Consider the following 23,609-nt stretch of genomic DNA (forward strand, 5'->3'; position numbering starts at 1 on the left):
CACCCTCCGAGGTGTCCGGCGCGCCCGTCGTCGTTGTGGGGGTCATTCGTTGCGGGTCGTGCTCGGCCCGACGAGCCGCCCGTCGACCCGGGCACGGTCACTCTCGGCGCGCAACATCGTCCTCGGTGGTGGGGGTGAGCTGCAGGTGGATCGCGAGGACGCCGAGCGCTTCCTTCTCCGGCGGGTAGATCTCGCGGCAGGCCGCGAGCAGTTCGGCCCGAACCATGCCCTCGCTGCCGATCGCCTCGTTGTCTTCGGCGTCGAGCATCGCCTCGAAGGTCGGGTACTCGGTGACCTTGACGACCTGGGTACGGCAGCGAGTCCCGCCGGACTCGAAGACGAGGGCCTGGCCGGGGTGGATCCTGCGCATGCTCGGGTAGCCGACGCGGACCTCGATCGTCTTGGTGCCGTCGGCGATCAGGTCGAGGTAGGGGCGGCGGATCTGGATGACGCGGTCCTGCTCGGGCATGAGCTCTCTTTCTACACCGGGGTGGACAGGGCGGACAGGCGCTCGCGAAGTTCACCGGCGGGGCCGTGGCCGGGGTAGCGACGGGCGAGGTAGGTGGTGAGGTCGGTGGCGCGGTTGCGTACGGAGTCCACCACGCGGTCGGAGCCGAGTGCTTCAGTGCCGAGGGCGACGGCGTCGTCGGGGGCGCCGAGCTGGGCGTGAGCGAGTGCCAGGTCGATGCGGGCGATGGCCTCGCGGCTGGGCGAGCGGGATGCGGCCGGGGCGGCCTCGTAGACCTGCAGGGCGTGCTCGGCATGCCTTCGGGCGTTCTCGGCCTGGCCGAGCCGGATGTAGGCGGTGGCCGGGTAGGAGGTGAGGGCGTAGTCGGCGAGCGGCAGCGGGTCCAGGCCGAAGCGGTGGGCCATCCGGACGGGCAGGAAGCGGTGGGCGTCCTCGGCGGCACGTAGGGAGGCGGTGAAGCCGTCAGCGTCGCCGTCCGCCGCCGCCGCGCGGGCGGCCTGGGCGTGGAGACGGACAGTCAGCGGATGGGTGGCCGGCGCCTGGGTGAGGCCGCGGAGGGCGGCGGCGAGCGCCCGGTCGGCGCGGTGCTCGTACAGGTTGATGGAGGCGGCGGCGTCCATGGCCCAGGCGCACAGTTCGCCGTGGCCGGCCTGCCGGCCGTGGACGAAGGAATCGTTGGCGAAGGCGAGACCGGCGCGGGGATTGCCGAGGTCGTGGGCGAGCCAGGCGAGGAGTTCGGAGAGCCACCCGGCGTAGGCGAGCAGTTCGCGGCCCTGCTCGTGGGTGTGTCGGGCCTTCAACAGCGCGTCCACCTTGCGGCGGTAGTCCAGCGCCTCGGCGAACACCTGCTGCGGGGGCTTGATGGAGTAGGCGTCGTTGAAGTCGGTGACGGCGAGGTCCAGGTGGTCGAGCGTCCCGGCGCCCAGGGAGCTGGCCTCGGCCTGGCGCGTGAACTCCAGTGCCTCGGCGGCGGCCTGGTCGAGGACCTGGGCGGCGGTGGCGGGCGCCGCGAGGGCGAGCCCGGTGAGCATGAGCGCGGTTCGCCGTTTCGTGGCCGTCACCCCCTCCAGCCCCGCTCCCGCGTCGGCGGGTCCTGCTGGGAGTGTCGCACTGTCCGGCCTGTCGGCCCAGGCCGACCCGGGCGTGTAGTCGGCGGCCAGCCCGAGTTGGACCGGGCCCGTAGACAGGAGGCGGCACAGCAGGTCCTGGTACTCCGGGCTCGGCGCCTTGCCCGCCTCCCAGTCCTTCCAGGAGCGTTCGGTGAGCCCCACCTTGCGCAGGTTCTCCCGCTCGACCAGGTCGTGCGCCGCCCGGACCGCCTCGGCGACGGTCCAACCCATGGCCATCCGGAAGGCCTTGAGCGGGCGGTGGCCGCAGTGCGCCGCGATCTCCTTGGCGATCAGCTCGGCCAGGTCGTGCGGCACCGGCTCCGGGCTCCCGGCCTGACCGAGCGTCCGCTCTCTGATCCGGCGCCCGCAGGCGGCCGAGTGCGCGCCGTCCGGTGCCGTGGTGCTGGTGACGGTCATCGGTGACCTCCCCTTGTCAGCGCTGCCCGCTCCCTTGCGCGGCGTCGCTCTGCTCCCCGGATGTGCCTTGCCGTCGGCTGTTCGAACCGTCCTTGCGTGGCCGAGGCCGCCGCCTCGAACGGGCGGTGACTTCGCCCTGGCCGGGCGGCGATCTCTCACTACAAGCGACCAAGCCGTCACGCCAGGCTATCGGTTGGCGCCACATCAGGCGCCGTCCTCACGACAGTGAAGGAGGCAGTCGTGCGCATCCTTGTGGACGGGCTCGACATGTCCGGAAAGACGACCACGGTCCAGGCCCTGATCTCCCTGTTCGACGGCTGCGGCATCCCGGCCATACGTCACCGCGGCATGCTCGCCGAGCACCACCCGATCGAGCCACTGCTCAAGCGGCTCCCGCTCGTCCGCCAGGCCGAGTCCAGCGCCATCACCGCCGCCTTCCTGGTCGGCGGGTACGCCCTGGACGCCGCGCTGGTACGTGTCGACCCGCCCCGTACCGGCGGCGCGGTCCTCATCCAGGACGGCTATGCCGACCGGACCGCGGCCTTTGGCATCGCTGGCGGCCCCTACCTGACCGCCGTGCTCAGCCTCTGGGGGGCGCGCTACTTCGCCCCGTTCGACGTCGCCGTCTACCTGCACGCCTCCCCCGAGGTCCGGCGCACGCGGATGGAAGGCCGCGAGGAGGTGGACTCCGCCGACCGGCGCAGCGTCGAGGACGAGGCCTTCGCGGCGCGATTCAACGCGGCACTGCTGCATGGCATGGGCCGTCGCCACGGGGAGCGGCTGCTGGTCTTCGACACCGCCGAGCACAGGCCCGAGGAGATCGCCAAGCACGTTCTGGCCAAGGCCGGGCTGGCGTTCACGGTGCAGGCGCCCCGCAGGGCGCCTGCCGAGGAGAGCTCCGTGATGGCGGCCGGGAGGATCGCGTGACCAGTGCGCCCACCACCGTGGACGCCGGAGTGTGGGGTGAGGCCGCCCGCGGCCTCACCACCGCGCTGGGCCGCAGCGTCCTCGTGAGCGTCGAGCGGTTCACCACGGCCGGCCGGACGACCTACACGGGCCCGTTCCCCCTGGAAGCGGCCCGCCCGGCGCTGGCGATCGGCTGCTACCGGCCCTGGCCGCAGGCCGCGCCGCTGCGGGTGCTCGCCGCCGAGAGCGGCACCCGGGTGCGCGGCGTCGCCCAGCGGCGCAACTGGATGGCCGGCATCGACCGGCTGGCCCGCTCTGCGATCGCCGCACTGGACCAGCCGGTGGTCGTCTCCGCCTGGTACGGCACCGACCGGCTGCGCTCGTGGGCCGGGCCGCGTGGCGTGGTCGCGGCGATCGACCACGATCTGCGCGCCCGGATCGAGGACAAGGCCCACTTCGGCGAGCTGCTGCGCGGCGCCCAGGTGCCCGCCGCCCTCCACCTGGCCGGGGTGCGGGTCGACGGCCCGCTTCCGGGCCTGGCGGAGCTCCGTCGCCGGGTCGGCGCCGTGCGGCTGGTGGTGCAGTGCGGCGCCGACTCCGGCGGCCGGGGCACGGTCTTCGTGGACGACGAGCCCGACCTGGCCAGAGCGGCCCGGATGCCGGGCCCGTACCGGGTCACCGCGTTCACCCCCGGCTGGTCCTCGAACGTCACCGTGCTGTCCGTGCCGGACCACCGCGGCGACCTGCGGGTCTACGTCGACCGGCCCTCCCACAAGGCCGTCGGGGTGCCGGAGGCCGGGATCGGCCCCGGAAAGAGCGCGGGCAACTGCTGGTCCGTCGCCTGGCCCGAGCCGGCCGCGGCTGCCGTCGTGGACGCGGCCGAGCGCGTCGCCCGCTGGGCCTGGCGCCGCCATGGCATGTCCGGGCTGTTCGGCCTGGACGCGATCCTCACCGACGACGGCCGGGTGTTCCTCAACGAGATCAACTGCCGCAACCAGGGCACCACCGAGGTCTCGGCGGTCAACCAGCAGCTGCGCGGCCTGCCGCCGTTCGTCGTCGCCCACCTGACCACCCTGCTCGGCGGGCGGGTGGACTGGCTGCCCGACCCGGACGACTTCAACGCCGCCACGGTGCGAGCCGCCGCCTCCACGGTGCCGGGCCCCTACTACCTGAAACTCCGCCACCGGGGGCAAACGCCAGTCGTCCTGGACCAGGACCTGGCCCGCCCCGGCCGCTATCGCGTCCACGGCGGCCGGCTGCGCTGGGTCGGCCCCGGGGCCCACCCGGCCGAGTCCGCCACTGGGGAGGTGCTGCTGGCCAACCTCCCCGAGCCGGGCGTGCTGTGCCTGCCGGGCGCGGAGCTCGGCACCGCTGAAGCCGTCACGCCGTGTGGCGGCGGCCCGTTCGCCGGACCGCACCGGCTCTCCCCCGTCGGGCGCGCGCTGCTGAGCGCCCTCGACCAGCACCTGATCCCCACCGACCTTCCCACCCCCTGAAGGAGCGAGACCGTGACCACTCAGACCATGCCCCGGCTGAGGGACCAGCTGCGGACCCTGCCGACCGAGGCGTTCACCAACCTGCAGTACCTGCCGCCGGCGGTCGGCTGCGTCAACCGGTGCGCGATGTGCAGCCAGGCCGCCGGCAGCGACATCTGGCAGCTCACCGAGCACGGCCTCGGCGACCTCTTTCACGCCCTCGCCGAGGAGGCCTCCGAGCGGGGCGTGCGGATCGGCGGCGGCCGGGCCCACCGCCCGGGCGTGCTGTTCCCCTACCTGGACAACGACATCGCGTCCTACCCCTACCTGGACACCTACGCCCGGCTCGCCCGCGACGTCCTCGGCGTGAAGATCCGCATCTCCACCGTCGGCTGGTCCGAGGACGCCGGCCACCTCGCCGCGATGCACCGTCGCCTGGCCGAGGACTTCAAGGATGTCTTCGACGGCATCCGCATCTCGCTCACTCCGTACGCCACCGGCTACGTCGGCAAGTCACCCGGCACCAGCCGCGACCGCTACGCCGACGACCTCGCCCACGTCCTGCGGACCTACCGGTCGCTGTTCGACCACCTCGGCCACGGCGCGGCCACCGCCGCCGTCGAGCTGCGGTTCGCCCCGCTCGTCGGCCTCGGTGAACTCCTCGACACCCACATCGACGGCCACCACGTCCTCGCCTGCGGCCCTCACCTGCTCATCGCCGCCCAGCCCGGCACGGACGAGCTGCCCTACACCGAGATCACGCGCCTGGACGAGCGCAACCAGCCGGTGCTGTCCGAGCAGGGCCGCCTCTACCTGCACGTGACGGCCGACGCCGCCGAGCCCACTACGCAAACCGTCCGGGACGCGCTGGACGGCGTCCTGCCCGTCCAGCACCGCGCCATCCCCATCCGGCTGCACCGTCTGCACAACGCGGACGGCGACTACTTCGCCGCCGACCCGGACCTCCACCCCGACGGCCGCTTCACCGCCCTCAACCTCTACCCGGCCACCGACCAGCGCAAGGCCAGCGGGTACACCGACACCACCCGGCACTTCCTCAACACCCTGCTGGCATACAAGACCGCCCGCCGGATCGACCGGCGCGGAAGCTTCCTGACCTCGACCCCGGCTGACATCGACGGCGTCCTCACCGCCCTGCGCCAGCTGGCCATGGCCCTCGACCCCGTCGACCACTTGGCCGCTGCGCACCTGCGCGAGCAGGTCCTGCCCCAGGTGAGCGTCTACGTCCGCGCCCTGCTCAAGGCCGGCTACCCCGCCTCCGCGTTCTTCTCCCGCGAATTCACGATCGACACCGGACAGATCGTCAACCAGGGCCGCGCTGAGGCCCTGTTCCGTGGCCTGACGGGCACCAACGGCGAGCCGATGACCCTGCGCGAGGAGCGCGGCTTCGGGCAGGCGAGCGTGTCCAGCGACCGAGGGCCGATCTGGCGGATCACCCCGATGCCCTTCGGAGGCGGGCACCTGCCGCTCGCCATCACCGGAGGCAAGAACACCCGCACTGCTCGCCCAACGCTGATGGTGGAGGAGATGGACCCCTGCCATCTGTCCCCCGTCATTCGCGCCACCGGCTGCCGCCTGCGGCGCATCCCCCTCACCGGCGTCGAGATCGAACACGTCCCGCAGAGTGAAGCCCGCACTCTCCACGGCTTCCCCGGGGCACTCTAGGAATAGACGCCAAACCCCCTACTCCTCCCGGTCGTTGGACCGGGAGGCACTGCCGGGCACAACTGGCCTGGCCACGTCCACCAAGGAGATCCACACCCATGAGCACCACCGAAGCGACGACCGAGAAGCCGTTCAGCAGGATCAAGGTCCGGGTGACCGGCCTTGTCTTCTGCGGCGACGACGTCGCGCTGCTGCGCCGGGACCGCACCGACTCGACGCACTACACCACCATCGGCGGCAATGTCGCCGCGGGCGAGGACTTCCGCGACGCCGCCGCGCGGGAGCTGCGGGAGGAGCTCGGGCTCGCCCCCGAGCAGGCTGCCGACCTGGAGCTGGTCGCGATGGCGGACGCCCGGGTCACCCGGCCCGGGCCGACGGCACCGCCGCGCAAGATCCACCTCATCTACCGCACCCACGTCACCCCGGAGGTCCGCGCGACCCTGGCGACCCAAGAGTTCGACGAACTGCCCGACGGCAGCCACGAGGTCGGCACCATCGAGTGGATCGACTACCGCAAGGTCGGTGACCTGCCCCTGTTCCCGCCGATCGGCAAGGCCCTCGCCCAGCTGCCCTCGCCGTACGCACCGCTGCCGGCGTTCGAGCTGGAGCCGGTCACCGACCAGAACTACACCTGGGTCTGACCGCTCCAATGTTTGGGCCCGGGCGCTGGGGCGTCCCGGGCCCACACGCGCGTCACGACGTCAGGCCCTCCTTGCAGGCCCATTCGTCTAGGGAAAACCGGGGCCGTCCGTGGCGAGACTGGGCGGGCGACGGGTCGGACCCGACGTCGGGAGTTCGCGCGCGGCGCCGCACCGGGCGTCCGGCCGGGCCCCACCCGCACGGCGTTCCCTGGCAGATCCCCGGAGAGGTTGACGTCCCGATGTCGAACGAAGACAAGCTCCGCGACTACCTGAAGCGGGCGATCGCGGACCTCCACGAGACCCGCGAGCAGCTCCGCGAGGCGACCGAGCAGCACCGGGAGCCGATCGCCGTGGTCGGCATGGCCTGCCGGCTGCCCGGCGGGGTCGCCTCCCCGGAGGAGCTGTGGGACCTGGTGCGCGACGGCGTCGACGCCGTCTCCGCCTTCCCCGCCGACCGCGGCTGGGACCTCCCCGAGGGCGCCGTCACCTCCCGCGAGAGCGGATTCCTGCACGACGCCGGCGAGTTCGACGCCGGGTTCTTCGGCATCTCGCCGCGCGAGGCCCTCGCCATGGACCCCCAGCAGCGGATCCTCCTGGAGACCGCCTGGGAGGCCGTCGAACGGGCCGGCATCGACCCCGGGACGCTCACCGGCACGCAGACCGGCGTGTTCGTCGGCACCGGGCACGGCGGCTACGACAGCGCCTCCACCGCCGGCGGCCAGGTCGCCGAGACCGCCGCCGGACACCTCCTGACCGGCAACACCGTCAGCGTCGCCTCCGGCCGCATCTCCTACGTCCTCGGCCTCGAAGGCCCGGCCATCACGGTCGACACCGCGTGCTCCTCCTCCCTCGTCGCCCTGCACCTCGCCGTCCAGTCGCTGCGCCGCGGCGAGTGCTCGCTGGCGCTCGCGGGCGGCGTGACGGTGATGTCGAGCCCGCAGATGTTCACCGAGTTCTCCCGGCAGGGCGGCCTCGCTGCCGACGGCCGGTGCAAGCCCTTCGCGGCGGCGGCCGACGGCACCGCGTGGAGCGAGGGCGCCGCCGTCCTCCTGGTCGAGCGGCTCTCGGACGCGCGGCGCCTCGGCCACCCGGTGCTGGCCGTCGTGCGTGGCTCGGCCGTCAACCAGGACGGTGCCTCCAACGGGCTGACGGCGCCCAACGGCCCGTCCCAGCAGCGGGTGATCCGGGCCGCGCTGGCCGACGCCGGCCTGACGGCGGGTCATGTCGACGCCGTCGAGGCGCACGGGACGGGCACGCGGCTCGGCGACCCGATCGAGGCCCACGCTCTGCTCGCGACCTACGGGCAGGACCGCGAACGGCCCGTGTACATCGGCGCGTTGAAGTCCAACACCGGCCACACCCAGGCCGCCTCCGGCGTGGCCGGGGTGATCAAGACGGTGCTCGCGATGCGGCACGGCCTGCTGCCGCGCACCCTGCACCTCGACGCCCCGACCCCGCACGTCGACTGGACCGCCGGCTCCGCCGAACTCCTGGGCGAGGCCCGCGAATGGCCCGCCAACGCATGGCCCCGGCGGGCGGCCGTGTCCTCCTTCGGCGTCAGCGGCACCAATGCGCACGTCGTGCTGGAGGCGGCGCCGACGGAGGCCGGGTCGGGTCATGCGGCGGTGTCTGCGTCGGGTTCGCGCGCGGGCACGGGTGTGAGTGCTAGGTCGGGGTCGGGGGCTGGGCTGGCGGAGGCCGAGCCCGATGCCGGGCCGGGCCGTGCGGCGGTGTCTGCGTCGGGCGTGAGCGCCGGGTCGGGCGCGGCGTCGGGTTCGGGGGCCGCGCCCGAGGCTGTATCGGGCCGTGCGGCGGTGTCTGCGTCGGGCGTGGGTGGCATCGACGCGTGCGCCGAGGATGGGGACGGCTCCGACGAGGGGCCGGGGGCAACGCTGCCGTGGGTGCTGTCGGCGCGTAGCGGGCCGGCCCTGCGGGCCCAGGCCGGACGCCTGGCCACCCACCTCCGGACGCGCGGACCGCTCGACCCGGCCGATGTCGCGCACTCCCTGGCGACCGGCCGGACGGCCATGGCGCACCGGGCCGTCGTCGTCTCGGCGGACCCGGAGGAGCGCCTGCGCGCCCTGGACGCCCTGGCGGTCGGGGGCGGGGGAGCGGGCCTGGTGACGGGCGTGGCGGAGAAGGGGGCGACGGCGTTCCTGTTCTCCGGGCAGGGGGCGCAACGGCTGGGGATGGGGCGGGAGTTGTACGCCCGGTTCCCGGTCTTCGCGGAGGCCTTCGACGCGGCGTGCGCGGAACTCGACCCGGCCCTGCGCGAGGTCGTGTGGGGCTCGGACGCCGAGCTGCTCAATCAGACCGCGTACGCCCAGGCCGGGCTGTTCGCGGTCGAGGTGGCGCTGTTCCGCCTGCTCGAATCGTTCGGTGTGCGGCCGGAGTTCGTGGCGGGGCACTCGATCGGTGAGGTGGCTGCGGCGCATGTGGCCGGGGTGTTCTCGCTCGCCGACGCGTGTGCGCTGGTGAGCGCCCGTGGCCGACTGATGCAGGCGCTGCCTTCGGGTGGCGCGATGCTGGCGGTGCAGGCGACGGAGGACGAAGTCCTGCCGCTGCTCACGGACTTCGTGTCGATCGCCGCCGTCAACGGCCCGACCTCCGTCGTCGTCTCCGGCACGGAGGAGGCCGTTGACGCGGTCCGCGCGCAGTTCGCCGATCGCAAGACGACGCGGCTGCGCGCCTCGCACGCGTTCCACTCGCCGCTGATGGACCCGATGCTGGCGGACTTCCGCACTGTTCTCGACGGGCTGACGTACAACGCGCCTTCGATCCCGGTGGTCTCCAACCTGACCGGCGCCCTCGGCCTCGGAGAGGACTTCACCACCCCCGACTACTGGGTGCGCCACGTCCGCGAGGCCGTCCGCTTCGCCGACGGCATCCGCACGCTGCACGCCGCCGGTGTCACGCGTTTCCTCGAACTCGGCCCGGACGGCGTCCTCACCGCGCTGGCGGCCGAGTCGCTGCCCGCCGACGCGGCCCTCGCCGCCGTGCTCCGCAAGGACCGCCCCGAGGAGCCGGCCATCCTGGAAGCCCTCGCCCGCCTGCACGTGCGCGGAGCGGGCCCGGACTGGGCGGCGGTGCTCGCCGGGTCCGGCGGCCGCCGCGTCGACCTGCCCACGTACGCGTTCCAGCGGCAGCGTTACTGGCTGCCCGAGCTCCAGCGCCGCGACGCGGGCACGCCGGCGGCCGACCCGGTCGAGGACGCGTTCTGGACGGCCGTCGAGGCCGGGGACCTGCAGGAGGCGTCGGCCGTCCTCGGGATCGCGGAGGAGGCCGCCGAGGCCTCGCTGGACCGCCTGCTGCCCGTCCTGGCCTCCTGGCGCGGTCAGCGGCGCCTGCTCGGCGCGCTGGACGGGTGGACGTACGGGACGAGCTGGGTGCCCGTGCGCGGCCTCACCGACGCCGTCCCGGCGGGGCGCTGGCTCGCCGTCGTACCGGAGAGCGCGGAAGGCGAATGGCCCGAGGCCGTCCTCGGCGCCCTCGCCGAGCGCGGTCTGCGGATCGAGCGAGTAGCGGGGACCGAGGCCCTGGCCGAGGTGCTCGCGGACGGCGTCGGCGAGCCGCTCGCCGGCGTCCTCTCCTTCCTCGCCGCCGACGGCCGCCCGCACCCCGACCACCACCTCGTCCCCCGCTACCTGCCCGCCACCGTCGAGCTGCTGCGCACCCTGGAGGCCGCCGGCGGTCCGGCGAGGCTCTGGTGCCTCACCCGGGGCGCCGTCGCGGCCGAGGGCGCGGACCGGGTGAGCGAGCCCGGGCAGGCGCAGCTGTGGGGCCTCGGCCGGGTGGCCGCGCTGGAACACCCGCGGCGCTGGGGCGGCCTGATCGACCTGCCCGCCGCTCCCGACGCCCGCACCGCCGTGCGCCTGGCCGGGCTCCTCGCCCAGACCGCCGAGGACCAGCTCGCCCTGCGCGGCTCCGGCGCCTACGCCCGCCGCCTGACCCGCCGCCACCTGCCGCCGGTCCCGGGCCGCGCGGCCGGCCTGCCGCGGCCCGCCTCCGGAGGGCGCGGGGTGGCGGAGTTGTCCGTGCCGTCGGACCGTCCGGGTGACGACGTGGTGGAGCGGAACGCGTCGGGCACCGGTGTCGATGCCAGGCCCGACACCGGTGCGGCCGCCGGCCGTCCGGCCGGTGAAGCGGCGCAGCCGAGCGCGCCGGACGCCCCCGACGGCTGGACCGCCCCCCGGGGCACCCTGCTCGTCACCGGCGGCACCGGCGCCCTCGGCGCCCATGTCGCCCGCTGGCTGGCTCGGGCCGGCGCCGAGCACCTCCTCCTCGTCGGCCGCCGTGGCTCCGGGGCCCCCGGCGCGCAGGAGCTGAGCGCCGAGCTCGAAGGACTCGGCACCCGCGTCACCGTCGCCGCCTGCGACGTCGCCGACCGCGACGCGCTCGCCGCCCTCCTCGCCGCCGTGCCCGCCGAGCACCCGCTCACCGGTGTCGTCCACGCCGCCGGCGTCCTCGACGACGGCGTCCTGGAGGGCCTCACGGCCGACCGCTTCGACACGGTGCTCCGCGCCAAGGCGGTCTCCGCCCGCAACCTCCACGAGCTGACGGCCGGGCACGACCTCGCCCTGTTCGTCCTGTTCTCCTCGATCACCGGTGTCCTCGGCAACCCCGGCCAGGCCAACTACGCCGCCGCCAATGCCTACCTCGACGCCCTCGCCGAGCACCGCCGCGCCGCCGGACTGCCCGCCACCGCCGTCGCCTGGGGCCCGTGGGCCGGGGCCGGCATGGCGGGGGACCACCCGGGCCTCACCGGCCGGATGCGGCGCAGCGGGCTCGCCCCGATGGACCCGGAGCGGGCGGTCGCCGCGCTGCGCCGGGCCCTGCTCGCGGACGCGTCCGGCCTCACCGTGGCGGACGTCGACTGGAGCGCCCTCGCCCCCGTGCTCACCGCCGCCCGGCCGAGCGCACTGATCGCGGACCTGCCGGAGGTGCGTCGCGCGGTCACCCCCGCCCTGGCGACCGAGAAGGATTCCCCGCTGGCCGAGCAGCTGCGCGGCCGCGGCGCCGACGAGCAGGAACGCCTGCTGCTGGAGCTCGTCCGCACGGAGGCCGCCGCCGTCCTCGGGCACGTCTCGACGGCGACCGTCGACGCCGCCCGGGCGTTCCGGGACCTCGGGTTCGACTCGCTGACCGCCGTCGAGCTGCGCAACCGCCTCACCGCCGCGACCGGTCTGCGCCTGCCCGCCACCCTGCTGTTCGACCGGCCGACCCCGGCCGCCGTCGCGGCGCACCTGCGCGCCGAACTGGCGGGCACGGCCGCCGTCCTGGAGCCGGTGGCCGCCGTCGCCGCCGACGAGCCGATCGCGATCGTCGCGATGGCCTGCCGCTTCCCCGGCGGCGTCGAGTCGCCGGAGGACCTCTGGCGGCTGCTTGCCGAGGGCCGCGACGCGGTGGGCCCGTTCCCGGCCGACCGGGGCTGGGACACCGACCGCCTGCACCACCCGGACCCGGACCACGAGGGCACCAGCTACGTCGCCGAGGGCGCCTTCCTCACCGCCCCGGCCGACTTCGACGCCGCCTTCTTCGGCATCTCCCCGCGCGAGGCCCTCGCGATGGACCCGCAGCAGCGGCTCCTGCTGGAGACGGTCTGGGAGGCCGTCGAGCGCTCCGGCATCGACCCCGGCGCCCTGCACGGCTCGCGGACGGGCGTGTTCGTCGGCTCCAACTTCCAGGACTACCACCTGCTGCTGGACCCGGCCCGGGAGGGCGTCGCCGGGCACGTGATGACGGGCAACGCCGCCAGCGTGATCTCGGGCCGCGTCGCCTACACGCTCGGCCTGGAGGGCCCGGCCGTCACGGTCGACACCGCGTGCTCGTCCTCGCTGGTCGCCCTGCACCTGGCCGCCCAGGCGCTGCGCCGCGGCGAGTGCACGCTCGCGCTCGCGGGCGGCGTGACGGTGATGTCCACGCCGCAGGTGTTCGTCGAGTTCTCGCGCCAGCGCGGTTTGGCCCCCGACGGCCGTTGCAAGCCGTTCGCGGACGCGGCGGACGGGACGGGCTGGGCCGAGGGCGTCGGCGTGCTGCTCGTCGAGCGGCTCTCCGACGCGCGGCGCAACGGGCACCCGGTGCTGGCCGTCGTGCGCGGTTCGGCCGTCAACCAGGACGGTGCCTCCAACGGGCTGACGGCGCCCAATGGCCCGTCGCAGCAGCGGGTGATCCGGGCCGCGCTGGCCGACGCCGGTCTGACGCCCGCCGAGGTCGACGCCGTCGAGGCGCACGGCACCGGCACCCGCCTGGGCGACCCGATCGAGGCCCAGGCCCTGCTCGCCGCCTACGGGCAGGACCGCGAACTCCCACTGCTCCTGGGCTCGGTGAAGTCCAACCTCGGCCACACCCAGGCCGCCGCCGGCGTCGCCGGCGTGATGAGGACCGTGCTCGCGATGCAGCATGGCGAGCTCCCGAAGTCCCTGCACATCGACGAGCCGACCGCGCAGGTCGACTGGACCGCCGGCGCCGTCGAGCTCCTGAGCGAGGCCCGCACCTGGCCCGAGACCGGACGGCCGCCGCGCGCCGGCGTCTCCTCCTTCGGCGTCAGCGGCACCAACGCCCACGTGATCCTCGAAGCGGCCCCCGCGCCCGAGCCGCTGCCCGAGCGCCCGGCCGCCGACTGCCCGCTGCCCTGGCTGCTCTCCGCCCGGACCCCCGAGGCCGTGCGCGAGCAGGCCCGCCGCCTCGCCGCCCACGTCCGTGCGGCCGAGCCCGCCCCGGACGACGTCGCCCGCTCCCTCGTCACCACCCGCGCCGCCCTGGAGCACCGGGCCGCCGTCGTCGCGCCCGACCGGGCCGGGCTCCTGGACGGCCTGGACGCGCTCGCCGACGGCCGCGCCACCCCCGCCGTCCTGGAAGGACAGGCCGCGGGGGACGGAGCACCGGTGTTCGTGTTCCCCGGCCAGGGCTCCCAGTGGGCCGGCATGGCCGTCGAACTCCTGGACACCGCACCGGTGTTCGCGCAGCGCTTCGCCGAGTGCGCGGCGGCCCTCGAACCGTTCACCGACTGGTCGGCGACGGACGTCCTGCGCGGCGAGCCCGGCGCACCCGGCTTCGACCGCGTCGACGTCGTGCAGCCCGTGCTGTTCGCCGTCATGGTGTCGCTCGCCGAACTGTGGCGCGCGCACGGCGTCGAACCGGCCGCCGTACTCGGCCACTCCCAGGGCGAGATCGCCGCCGCGTGCGTGGCCGGCGCGCTCTCCCTGGACGACGCCGCCCGCGTCGTCGCCCTGCGCAGCCGGGCGATCCGGCGGCTCGCCGGCCTCGGCGGCATGGTCTCGGTGGCCGAGCCGGTCGCCGCCGTCCGCGAGCGCCTCGCGCGCTGGGACGAGCGCATCTCCGTCGCGGCCGTCAACGGCCCCGGCTCGGTGGTGGTCTCGGGCGACCCCGAGGCCCTGGAGGAGCTGATCGCCGACTGCGAGCGGGCCGGCGTCCGGGCCCGCCGCGTCCCCGTCGACTACGCCTCGCACTCCGCGCACGTCGAGCGCATCGAACACGAGCTGCTCGACCTCCTCGCGCCGATCACCCCGCGCAGCGCCGACGTCCCGTTCTGCTCGACCGTCACCGGCGCCGTGATCGACACCGCCGGACTCGACGCCGCCTACTGGTACCGCAACCTGCGCCACACCGTGGAGTTCGAGCAGGCCACCCGCACCCTGCTGGCCGCGGGACACGGGGTGTTCGTCGAGGTCAGCCCGCACCCCGTGGTGACCACCGGCGTCCAGGAGACCATCGAGGACAGCGGCCTGCCCGCCGCCGCCCTCGGCACGCTGCGCCGCGACGAGGGCGGCCCCGGCCGCTTCCTGCTCGCCCTCGCCGACGCCCGCAACCACGGCGCCCGGGTGGACTGGGACCTCCTGTTCGCCGGCACCGGCGCGCGCGCCACCGAGCTGCCGACGTACCCGTTCCAGCGGCAGCGCTACTGGCCGCGCCCCGGCGGTACCGGCGGCGACGTCACCACGGCGGGCCTGGCCGCGCCGGAGCACCCGCTGCTCGGCGCCGCCGTCGAACTCGCCCAGGGCGGCGGGCTGGTGGCCACCGCCCGCTGGTCGCTGCACACCCACCCGTGGCTCGCCGACCACGCCGTCGCGGGCACCGTCGTGGTGCCCGGCGCCGCGCTGGTCGAGGCGGTCGTCCGGGCCGGCGACGAGCTCGGCTGCGGGCGCATCGAGGAACTGACCCTGCACGCCCCCGTCCTCCTGCCCGAGCGCGGTGCGCTCCAGGTGCAGATCGAGGTCGGCGCCCCGGACGACACGGGCCGGCGCCCGGTCGCCCTGCACACCCGCCCGGCCGACGCGGACGCGCCCGAGGGCTGGACCCGGCACGCCGACGGCGGCGTCGCCCCCGACCGCGCCCCCGCCCCCGCGGGGGCCGAACCCGCGCCGACGGCCGCCGCCTGGCCGCCCGCCGGCGCCGAGCCGATCGACGTCGACGGCTTCTACCCGGGCCTGCGAGAACAGGGCTACGGCTACGGCCCGGTGTTCCAGGGCGTGCGCGCGGCCTGGCGCCTCGGCGACGCCGTCCACGCCGAGGTCGAGCTGCCCGCGCCGGCCCGCGCCGACGCCGCCCGCTACGGCCTGCACCCCGCCCTCCTCGACGCCGCCCTGCACCCCGCCGGGCTCGGCCCGCTGGCGGGCCGCCCCGGGCTGCCCTTCGCCTGGACCGGCGTCACGCTCCACGCCGCCGGGGCCACCGCGCTGCGGGTGACGCTCACCCCGGCCGGGCCCGACGCGGTGTCCGTCGCGATGGCCGACCCGGCCGGCCGCCCGGTGGCCGCCATCGAGGCCCTGGCCGTGCGCCCGCTCGCCGAGGGCGCCCTCGACCCGGCCGCCCGGGTGGCCCGCGAGGCGCTCTTCCACCTGGACTGGCCGGCCCTGACCCTCCCCGAGCCGGGGCCGGCCCCCGCCCGCTGGACCGTCCTCGGCGAGCCGCCCGCCCACGCGGCGGCCCTCGCCGAGGCGGGCGTCACCCTGACGGACGCCGCCGACGCCGATCTGACGGTCGTGGAGCTGAGCGGCGACGACCCGCTCGCCGCCCTCGAACGCGCCCTCGCCGTCCTCCAGGACCAGCTCGCCGAGGACCGTCCCCTGCTGGTCCTGACCCGCCGCGCCGTCGCCGCCGACCCCGCCGAGGACGTCCACGACCTGCCCGCCGCCGCCGTCCACGGCCTGGTCCGCTCCGCCCAGAGCGAGCACCCCGGCCGCATCGTCCTCGCCGACCTGGACGACGACCCCGCCTCCTGGCGCGCCCTGCCCGCCGCGCTCGCCACCGGCGAACCCCGGCTCGCCCTGCGCCACGGCACCGCCCACGCCCCCCGCCTGGCCCGCGCCCACAGCGCCGGGCCGCTGCCCGTGCCCGACGGCCCGTGGCGCCTCGACATCCGCACCAAGGGCACCGTCGACAACCTCGAACTCCTGCCGAGCCCCGACGCGGCCGCGCCGCTCGCCGAGGGCGAGGTCCGCATCGAGGTCCGCGCCGCCGGCCTCAACTTCCGCGACGTCCTCAACGCCCTCGACATGTACCCCGGCGGCGCCCGCTTCCTCGGCGCCGAGGCCGCCGGCGTCGTGCGCGAACTCGGCCCCGGCGTCACCGGACTCGCCGTCGGCGACCACGTCATGGGCATGGTCACCGGTGGGTTCGGCCCGCTCGCCGTCGCCGACCACCGCGTGCTCGCCCGCGTCCCCCGGGGCTGGACCTTCGCCCAGGCCGCCTCCGTCCCCGTCGTCTTCCTCACCGCCTACTACGCCCTGCGCGACCTCGCCGACCTCCGGGAAGGCGAACGCCTCCTCGTCCACGCCGCGACCGGCGGCGTCGGCATGGCCGCCACCCAGCTCGGCCGCCTCTGGGGCGCCGAGGTCTACGGCACCGCGAGCGAGGCCAAGCAGCACCTCCTGCGCGCCGACGGCCTGCCCGACACCGCCATCGCCTCCTCCCGCACCCTCGACTTCGAGGAGCGCTTCCGCACCGCGACCGGCGGCGAAGGCGTGGACGTCGTCCTCAACTCCCTCGCGGGGGAGCACGTCGACGCCTCGCTGCGCCTCCTCGGGCCCGGCGGACGGCTGATCGAGATGGGCCGCACCGACGTCCGAGACCCCGCCGAGGTCGCCGCCGCCCACGGTGGCGCCCGCTACCAGGCCTTCGTCCTCCAGGAGGCCGGGCCCGAGCGGATCGGGCGGATGCTCGCCGACCTGGTCGAGCTGTTCGAACAGGGCGCGCTGCAGCCCCTCCCGCTCACCTGCTGGGACGTCACCCGCGCCCGCGAGGCCTTCCGGTACATGGCCCAGGCCCGGCACACCGGCAAGATCGTGCTCACCGTCCCGCGCCCCTGGGCCGCCGACGGCACCGTCCTGATCACCGGCGGCACCGGCACCCTCGGCGCCGAACTCGCCCGGCACCTGGTCACCACGCGGGGCGTCCGCCACCTGCTGCTCACCAGCCGGCGCGGCCCGGACGCCCCCGGCGCGGCCGAACTCCTCGCCGACCTCGCGGCCCTCGGCGCCGACGCCCGCGTCGTCGCCTGCGACACCGCCGACCGCGCCGCGCTCGCGGCCCTGCTGGCCGCCGTGCCCGCCGAACACCCGCTCACCGCCGTCGTCCACGCGGCCGGCGTCCTGGACGACGGCGTGGTCGAAGGCCTGACGGCCGACCGGCTCGCCGCCGTGCTGCGCCCCAAGGCCGACGCCGCCCGCCACCTGCACGAGCTCACCCGCGGCCTCGACCTCGCCGACCTCGTCCTGTTCTCCTCCGCCGCCGGCGTCTTCGGCTCGCCCGGCCAGGGCAACTACGCCGCCGCCAACGCCTGGCTCGACGCCCTCGCCCAGCACCGCCGCGTCGCCGGCCTGCCCACCACCGCGCTCGCCTGGGGCCTGTGGGCGCAGGCCAGCACCATGACCGCCCACCTCGGCGCGGGCGACCGGGCCCGCGCCGAGCAGTCCGGCGCACTGACCCTCAGCACCCCGGACGGCCTCGCCCTGTTCGACGCCGCCCTCGCCGACCACCGCGCCCTCCTCGTCCCCGTCCGCCTCGACACCGCCACCCTGCGCTCGCGCGGCGCGGCCGAACTCCCCGCCCTGCTGCGCTCCCTGCTGCGTTTTTCCCTCGGGGGTACTCCGGCCCGCCGTGCCGCGCAGGGCGCCCAAGCCGCCGACGGGCTGCGCGCCCGCCTGGCCGGGCTCAGCGCGGCCGACCGCGCCGCGGCGCTGCTCGACCTGGTGAGCGGCTGCACCGCGGCCGTCCTCGGCCACTCCTCGGCCGAGCAGGTCCACGCCGCGCGGACGTTCCGCGACCTCGGCCTCGACTCCCTGACCGCCGTGGAACTGCGCAACCGCCTCAACACCGCGACCGGCCTGCGGCTGCCCGCGACCCTCGTGTTCGACCACCCCACCCCCGGGGCGCTCGCCGGGCACCTGGCGGACGGCCTCACCGGCACCGCCGCGGCGCCCGGGACCGGCGGCGCGCTCCAGGCGGCCGACGAGCCGATCGCGATCGTCGGCATGGCCTGCCGCTTCCCCGGCGGCGTCGCGACCCCCGACGACCTGTGGACCCTGCTGTCCGCCGGCACCGACGCCATCGCCCCCTTCCCCGCCGACCGCGGCTGGGACCTCGACCGCCTCTACGACGGCATCCCCGACCACCCCGACTCCTCCCGCACCCGCGAGGGCGGCTTCCTCGCCGACGCCGCCGGCTTCGACGCCGCCTTCTTCGGCGTCAGCCCCAACGAGGCCCTCGCGATGGACCCGCAGCAGCGGCTCCTCCTGGAGACCTCGTGGGAGGCCCTCGAATGCGCCGGCATCGACCCCGGCACGGTGCGCGGCAGCCGCACCGGCGTGTTCGCCGGCCTGTCCTCCAGCGACTACCTCGACCGGGTCGCCCGCATCCCCGACGAGGCCGCGCCGTACGTCAGCACCGGCAACGCGGCGAGCGTGATCTCCGGCCGCGTCGCCTACACGCTCGGTCTGGAGGGCCCGGCCGTCACCGTCGACACGGCCTGCTCGTCGTCCCTCGTGGCGCTCCACCTGGCCGTCCGCGCGCTGCGCGGCGGCGAGTGCACGCTCGCCCTGGCGGGCGGCGTCACCGTGATGTCGACGCCGATGATCCCGGTCGACTTCGCCCGCCAGCGCGGTCTGGCCCTCGACGGGCGCTGCAAGCCCTTCGCGGACGCCGCCGACGGCACCGGCTTCTCCGAGGGCGTCGGCGTGCTGCTCGTCGAGCGGCTCTCCGACGCCCGGCGCAACGGGCACCCGGTGCTGGCCGTCGTGCGCGGCTCCGCCGTCAACCAGGACGGCGCCAGCAACGGGCTCAGCGCCCCCAACGGCCCGTCCCAGCAGCGCGTGATCCGGGCCGCCCTCGCCGACGCCGGTCTGATGCCCGCCGAGGTCGACGCCGTCGAGGCGCACGGCACCGGCACCCGCCTCGGCGACCCGATCGAGGCCCAGGCCCTGCTCGCCGCCTACGGCCAGGAGCGCGAACACCCGCTCCTCGTCGGCTCGGTGAAGTCCAACCTCGGCCACACCCAGGCCGCCGCCGGCGTCGCCGGCGTGATGAAGACCGTCCTCGCCCTGCGGCACGGCGAGCTGCCGGTGTCGCTCCACATCGACCGGCCCACCACGCACGTCGACTGGACGGAGGGCGCCGTCGACCTGCTCACCGAGGCCCGTGACTGGCCCGCCACCGGACGGCCCCGCCGCGCCGGCGTCTCCTCCTTCGGACTCAGCGGCACCAACGCCCACGTGATCCTCGAACAGGCCCCCCAGCAGGAGTCCCAGCCCGATTCCTCGACACCCGGGCCCGAGCGCCCCGCCCTGCCCTGGCTGCTCTCCGCACGCAGCGCCGAGGCCCTGCGGGGCCAGGCCCGCGCGCTGCTCGACCACCTCGCCGCCAGCAGCGCCGCGCCGCTCGACCTCGCGTACTCCCTCGCCACCGGCCGCGCGCTCCTGGAGCACCGCGCCGCCGTCGTCGGCACCGGCATCGAGGACCTGCGCGCCGGGCTCGCCGCGCTCGCCGACGGCACGCCCGCCCCGGGCGTCGTCACCGGCCGGCACGGCGCCGGCCGCGACCGCCGGGCCGTCCTCGTCTTCCCCGGCCAGGGCTCCCAGTGGGTCGGCATGGGTGCCGAACTGCTCGACGCCTCCCCGGAGTTCGCCGAGCGGATCGCCGCCTGCGAACGGGCCCTCGCCCCCTGGACGGACTGGTCCCTCGAAGCCGTCCTGCGCGGCCGGGCCGAGGCGCCGTCACTCGACCGCGTCGACGTCGCCCAGCCCGCGCTGTGGGCCACCATGATCGGGCTCGCCGCCTGCTGGCAGGCCCACGGCGTCACCCCCGCCGCCGTGCTCGGCCACTCCCAGGGCGAGATCGCCGCCGCCTGCGTGGCCGGCGCGCTCTCCCTGGAGGACGGCGCCAAGGTCGTCGCCCTGCGCAGCCAGGCCATCGCCCGCGGCCTCTCGGGCCACGGCGGCATGGTGTCGGTGCCGCTGGCGCACGCCGACGTCCTCGCCCGGATCGAGCCCCACGGCGGCCGGATCTCGGTGGCCGCCGCCAACGGCCCGTCCGGCGTGGTCGTCTCCGGCGAGAACGCGGCCCTCGACGACCTCCTGGCCGACTGCGCCCGCGACGGCGTCCGGGCCAAGCGCATCCCCGTCGACTACGCCTCCCACTCCGCCCAGGTCGAACGGATCGAGGAGACCCTCCTCGCCGAACTCGCCGGACTGACCACGCGCGAGGCCCGCATCCCGTTCTTCTCCACCGTCACCGCCGACTGGCTCGGCGACACCCCGCTCGACGCCGGATACTGGTACCGCAACCTGCGGCGGACCGTCCGCCTGGAGGAGTCCGTCCGCGCCCTGCTCGCCCAGGGCCACGACGCCTTCCTCGAATGCAGCCCGCACCCCGTGCTCGCCATGGCCGTCGAGGACACCGCCGCCGACGCGGGCGTCCGGGCCGTCGTGCTCGGCACCGTCCGGCGCGAGGACGGCGGCCAGGACCGGCTGCTCGCCTCCCTCGCCGAGGCCCACGTGCACGGCGTGCGGATCGACTGGCGGCCCGCCCTCGCCGGCGGCCGGCCCGCCGACCTGCCCACCTACGCCTTCCAGCGCCGCCGCTACTGGCTCGCCCAGGGCGCCGCCCGTACCGGCGCGCCCCTCGAACCCAGCGGGCTGGACGGGGTCGTCCGGCTCGCGGACGGCTCGGGGAGCGTCCTGCTCACCGGCCGGATCGGCACCGGGACGCACCCCTGGACGGCCGACCACCGCGTGCGCGGCACCGCCGTCGTGCCGGGCACCGCGCTGCTCGACTGGGCCGTGCGGGCCGGCGACGAGGCGGGCTGCCCGGCCGTCGCCGACCTCACCGAGCTCACCCCGCTGACCCTGCCCGACCACGGGACCGTCGACCTCCAGCTCACCGCGGGACCCGCCGACGCCGACGGCCGACGGGCCCTCACCGTCCACGCCCGCCCGACCGGCGCGCCGGACGACCTCCCGTGGACCTGCCACGCGAGCGGCACCCTGACCGCTGAGAGCGCTGACGGCGCGTCCCTGACCGCATGGCCGCCCGCCGGTGCCGAGGCGGTGGACACCCTGGACGACGCCGAGTACGGCGAGCGCTTCCGCACCGTCGCCGCACGCTGGCGGCGCGGCGACGAGCTGTTCGCCGAGGTCGCCCTGCCCGAGGAGCACCGCACCGAGACGGCCGGCTTCCGCGTCCACCCCGGACTCCTCCAAGCCCTGCTCGCCGCCCTCCCGGGCGGCACCGACCCCGCCCAGCCCACCGACTGGCGCGGCGTCACCGTCCACGCCACCGGCGCCGCCCTGCTCCGCGTCCGGCTCACCCCGGCCGCCGACGGCGGCCACGCGCTCACCGCCGCCGACGCCGACGGCGCCCCCGTGCTCACCGCCCGAGCCGTCACCGTCCGCCCGATCGCCGCCGAGCACCTCGCCCCGGTGGCGGACCCGCTCTACGCGGTCGAGTGGGCTCCGACACCGAACAGCGCCGTGTCCGCCACCGGCCTTGAGGACACGGCCGTCCTCGGCGGCGACGACGCGCTCGCCGCCACCCTCGGCGCCCGCTCCTACGCCGACCTCGCCGGCCTCACCGCCGCCCTGGACGCCGGAGAGCCCGCACCCGCCACCGTCGTCCACCGCCTCACCGCGGCCGACGACGCCGATCCCGTCACCGCCGCGCACCGCGCCGTCCGGGCCGCCCACGGCCTCGCCCGCGCCTGGCTCGGCGAGCCCCGGCTCGCCGACGCCCGCCTCGCCCTGCTCACGCACGGCGCCGAGGCCGCGGCCCCCTCCACCGACGCCACCGTTCTCGCCCAAGCCGCTGCCCACGGACTCATCCGCTCCGCCCAGTCCGAGAACCCGGGCCGCTTCCTCCTCGTCGACCTCGACGAGGACGCGGCCTCCGCCGCGTCCCTGCCCACCGCCCTCGCCGTCCCCGACGAGCCGCGCCTGGCCGTCCGCGGCGGCGAGGTGACGGCCCCCCGGCTGCGCGCGCTGCCCTCCGGCGGGGACGACCGCGCGTGGTCCTGGAACCCCGCCGGCACCGTCCTGATCACCGGCGGCACCGGCACCCTCGGCACCCTCGTCGCCCGCCACCTCGTCACCGAGCACGGCGTGCGCCACCTCCTGCTCACCGGCCGCCGGGGCCCGGACGCCCCCGGCGCCGCCGAGCTCGTCGCCGACCTCGCGGCCCTCGGAGCCCACGCCCGCGTCGCCGCCTGCGACACCGCCGACCGCGCCGCCCTCGACGCGCTCCTCGCCACCGTCCCCGCCGACCACCCGCTCACCGGCGTCGTCCACGCCGCCGGCGTCCTGCACGACGGACTGCTCGAAAGCCTGACGGACGAGCAGCTCACCGAGGTGCTGCGCCCCAAGGTCGACGCCGCGTGGAACCTCCACGACGCGACCCGCGACCTCGACCTCTCCGCCTTCGTCCTGTTCTCCTCCTTCGCCGCCACGGCCGGCGGCCCCGGCCAGGCCAACTACGCCGCCGCCAACGCCTTCCTCGACGCCCTCGCCCACCTCCGCCGCGCCGAAGGCCGCCCGGCCGTCTCCCTCGCGTGGGGATACTGGGGAGAATCGAGTGGAATGACGTCCACGCTGGACGCCGTGGACATCGCCCGCTTCGCGCGCTCCGGCATGCTGCCGCTCACGGCCGTCCAGGGCCTCGCCCTGCTCGACGCCGCGAGCGGCGTCGACCGACCGCACCTCGCCCCGATCCGGCTCGACCGGCACGCCCTCGCCACGGCCGGGGCACCACCGCTGTTCGCCGAGCTCGCGCCCCGCCGAGCCGCCGCCCGGCGCACGGCCGCCGGCCCGGCCGGGAGCACGGCGACCGGCGATCGGGGCGTGCTCGACCGGCTGCCCGGCCTCGCCGCCGCCCAGCAGGAGAAGCTGCTGCTGGACGTCGTCGTCGGCCACCTCGCCGCCGTCCTCGGCCACGGCTCGCCCGAGGCCGTCGAACCCGAGCGCGGCTTCCTCGACCTCGGGATGTCCTCCCTGACCGCCGTCGAGCTGCGCAACCGCCTCAACGCCGAACTCGGCCTGCGGCTGCCCACCACGACGATCTTCGACCACCCGTCGCCCACCGCCCTCGCCGGGCGCCTGCGCGACCTGGTGGGCGCACCCGCCGGCACCACGGCGCCCGCCCGGCCCGTCTTCGCCGAACTCGACGAGCTGGAGAGCGCGCTCGGCGCCACCGAACTGGACGCCGACTCCCGCACCCGCCTCCTCGCCCGCCTCAAGAGCCTCCAGTGGCGGCTCGACGGCGACACCACCGAGTCGCCCGCGGCCGCCGACGGGCCGGACGACGCGCTCGACGCCACCACGGACGACGAGATGTTCGACCTGATCGACCGCGAGCTCGGACTCGCCTGAGGCGACCCCGTAAGACGCCGGCCCGTACCACCCTT

7 protein-coding genes are annotated in these 23,609 nt (G+C 76.1%); 5 read left to right on the forward strand and 2 right to left on the reverse strand.

Annotation, left to right across the window (positions count from 1 at the left end; translation table 11 throughout):
• Positions 1-97 precede the first annotated feature (97 nt).
• Positions 98-469 (reverse strand): ASCH domain-containing protein, encoded by a 372-nt coding sequence (locus ACFVU9_RS17215; protein ID WP_387594044.1) that lies wholly within the window; start codon positions 467-469, stop codon positions 98-100.
• An 11-nt stretch (positions 470-480) separates the two neighbouring features.
• Positions 481-1,995 carry a tetratricopeptide repeat protein gene (locus ACFVU9_RS17220; protein ID WP_387594046.1) on the reverse strand — a complete coding sequence of 505 codons (1,515 nt, stop codon included), beginning with the start codon at positions 1,993-1,995 and terminating at the stop codon, positions 481-483.
• Between the two features lie 240 nt (positions 1,996-2,235).
• Between ACFVU9_RS17220 and ACFVU9_RS17225 the strand changes: the two genes are divergently transcribed.
• The 5 genes from ACFVU9_RS17225 to ACFVU9_RS17245 all read left to right on the forward strand — a co-directional run bounded on the left by ACFVU9_RS17225 (position 2,236) and on the right by ACFVU9_RS17245 (position 23,574).
• Positions 2,236-2,922 (forward strand): hypothetical protein, encoded by a 687-nt coding sequence (locus ACFVU9_RS17225; RefSeq protein ID WP_387594048.1) that lies wholly within the window; start codon positions 2,236-2,238, stop codon positions 2,920-2,922.
• Positions 2,919-4,397, forward strand: coding sequence for a hypothetical protein (locus tag ACFVU9_RS17230; protein WP_387594049.1), 1,479 nt, complete (start codon positions 2,919-2,921; stop codon positions 4,395-4,397). Before ACFVU9_RS17225 ends, ACFVU9_RS17230 begins: the two co-directional genes overlap by 4 nt.
• A gap of 12 nt (positions 4,398-4,409) precedes the next feature.
• Positions 4,410-6,062 carry a hypothetical protein gene (locus ACFVU9_RS17235; protein WP_387594051.1) on the forward strand — a complete coding sequence of 551 codons (1,653 nt, stop codon included), beginning with the start codon at positions 4,410-4,412 and terminating at the stop codon, positions 6,060-6,062.
• A gap of 98 nt (positions 6,063-6,160) precedes the next feature.
• On the forward strand, positions 6,161-6,703 hold the full coding sequence (locus ACFVU9_RS17240) for an NUDIX hydrolase (RefSeq protein WP_387594053.1): 543 nt from the start codon (positions 6,161-6,163) through the stop codon (positions 6,701-6,703).
• Positions 6,704-6,942: 239 nt separating this feature from the next.
• The gene (locus ACFVU9_RS17245; RefSeq protein ID WP_387594055.1) at positions 6,943-23,574 is read left to right on the forward strand and encodes an SDR family NAD(P)-dependent oxidoreductase; all 16,632 of its coding nucleotides are present in this window, start codon (positions 6,943-6,945) and stop codon (positions 23,572-23,574) included.
• Positions 23,575-23,609 lie beyond the last annotated feature (35 nt).

The sequence above is a fragment of the Kitasatospora sp. NPDC057936 genome (genome assembly GCF_042887525.1).
Lineage (GTDB): Bacteria > Actinomycetota > Actinomycetes > Streptomycetales > Streptomycetaceae > Kitasatospora.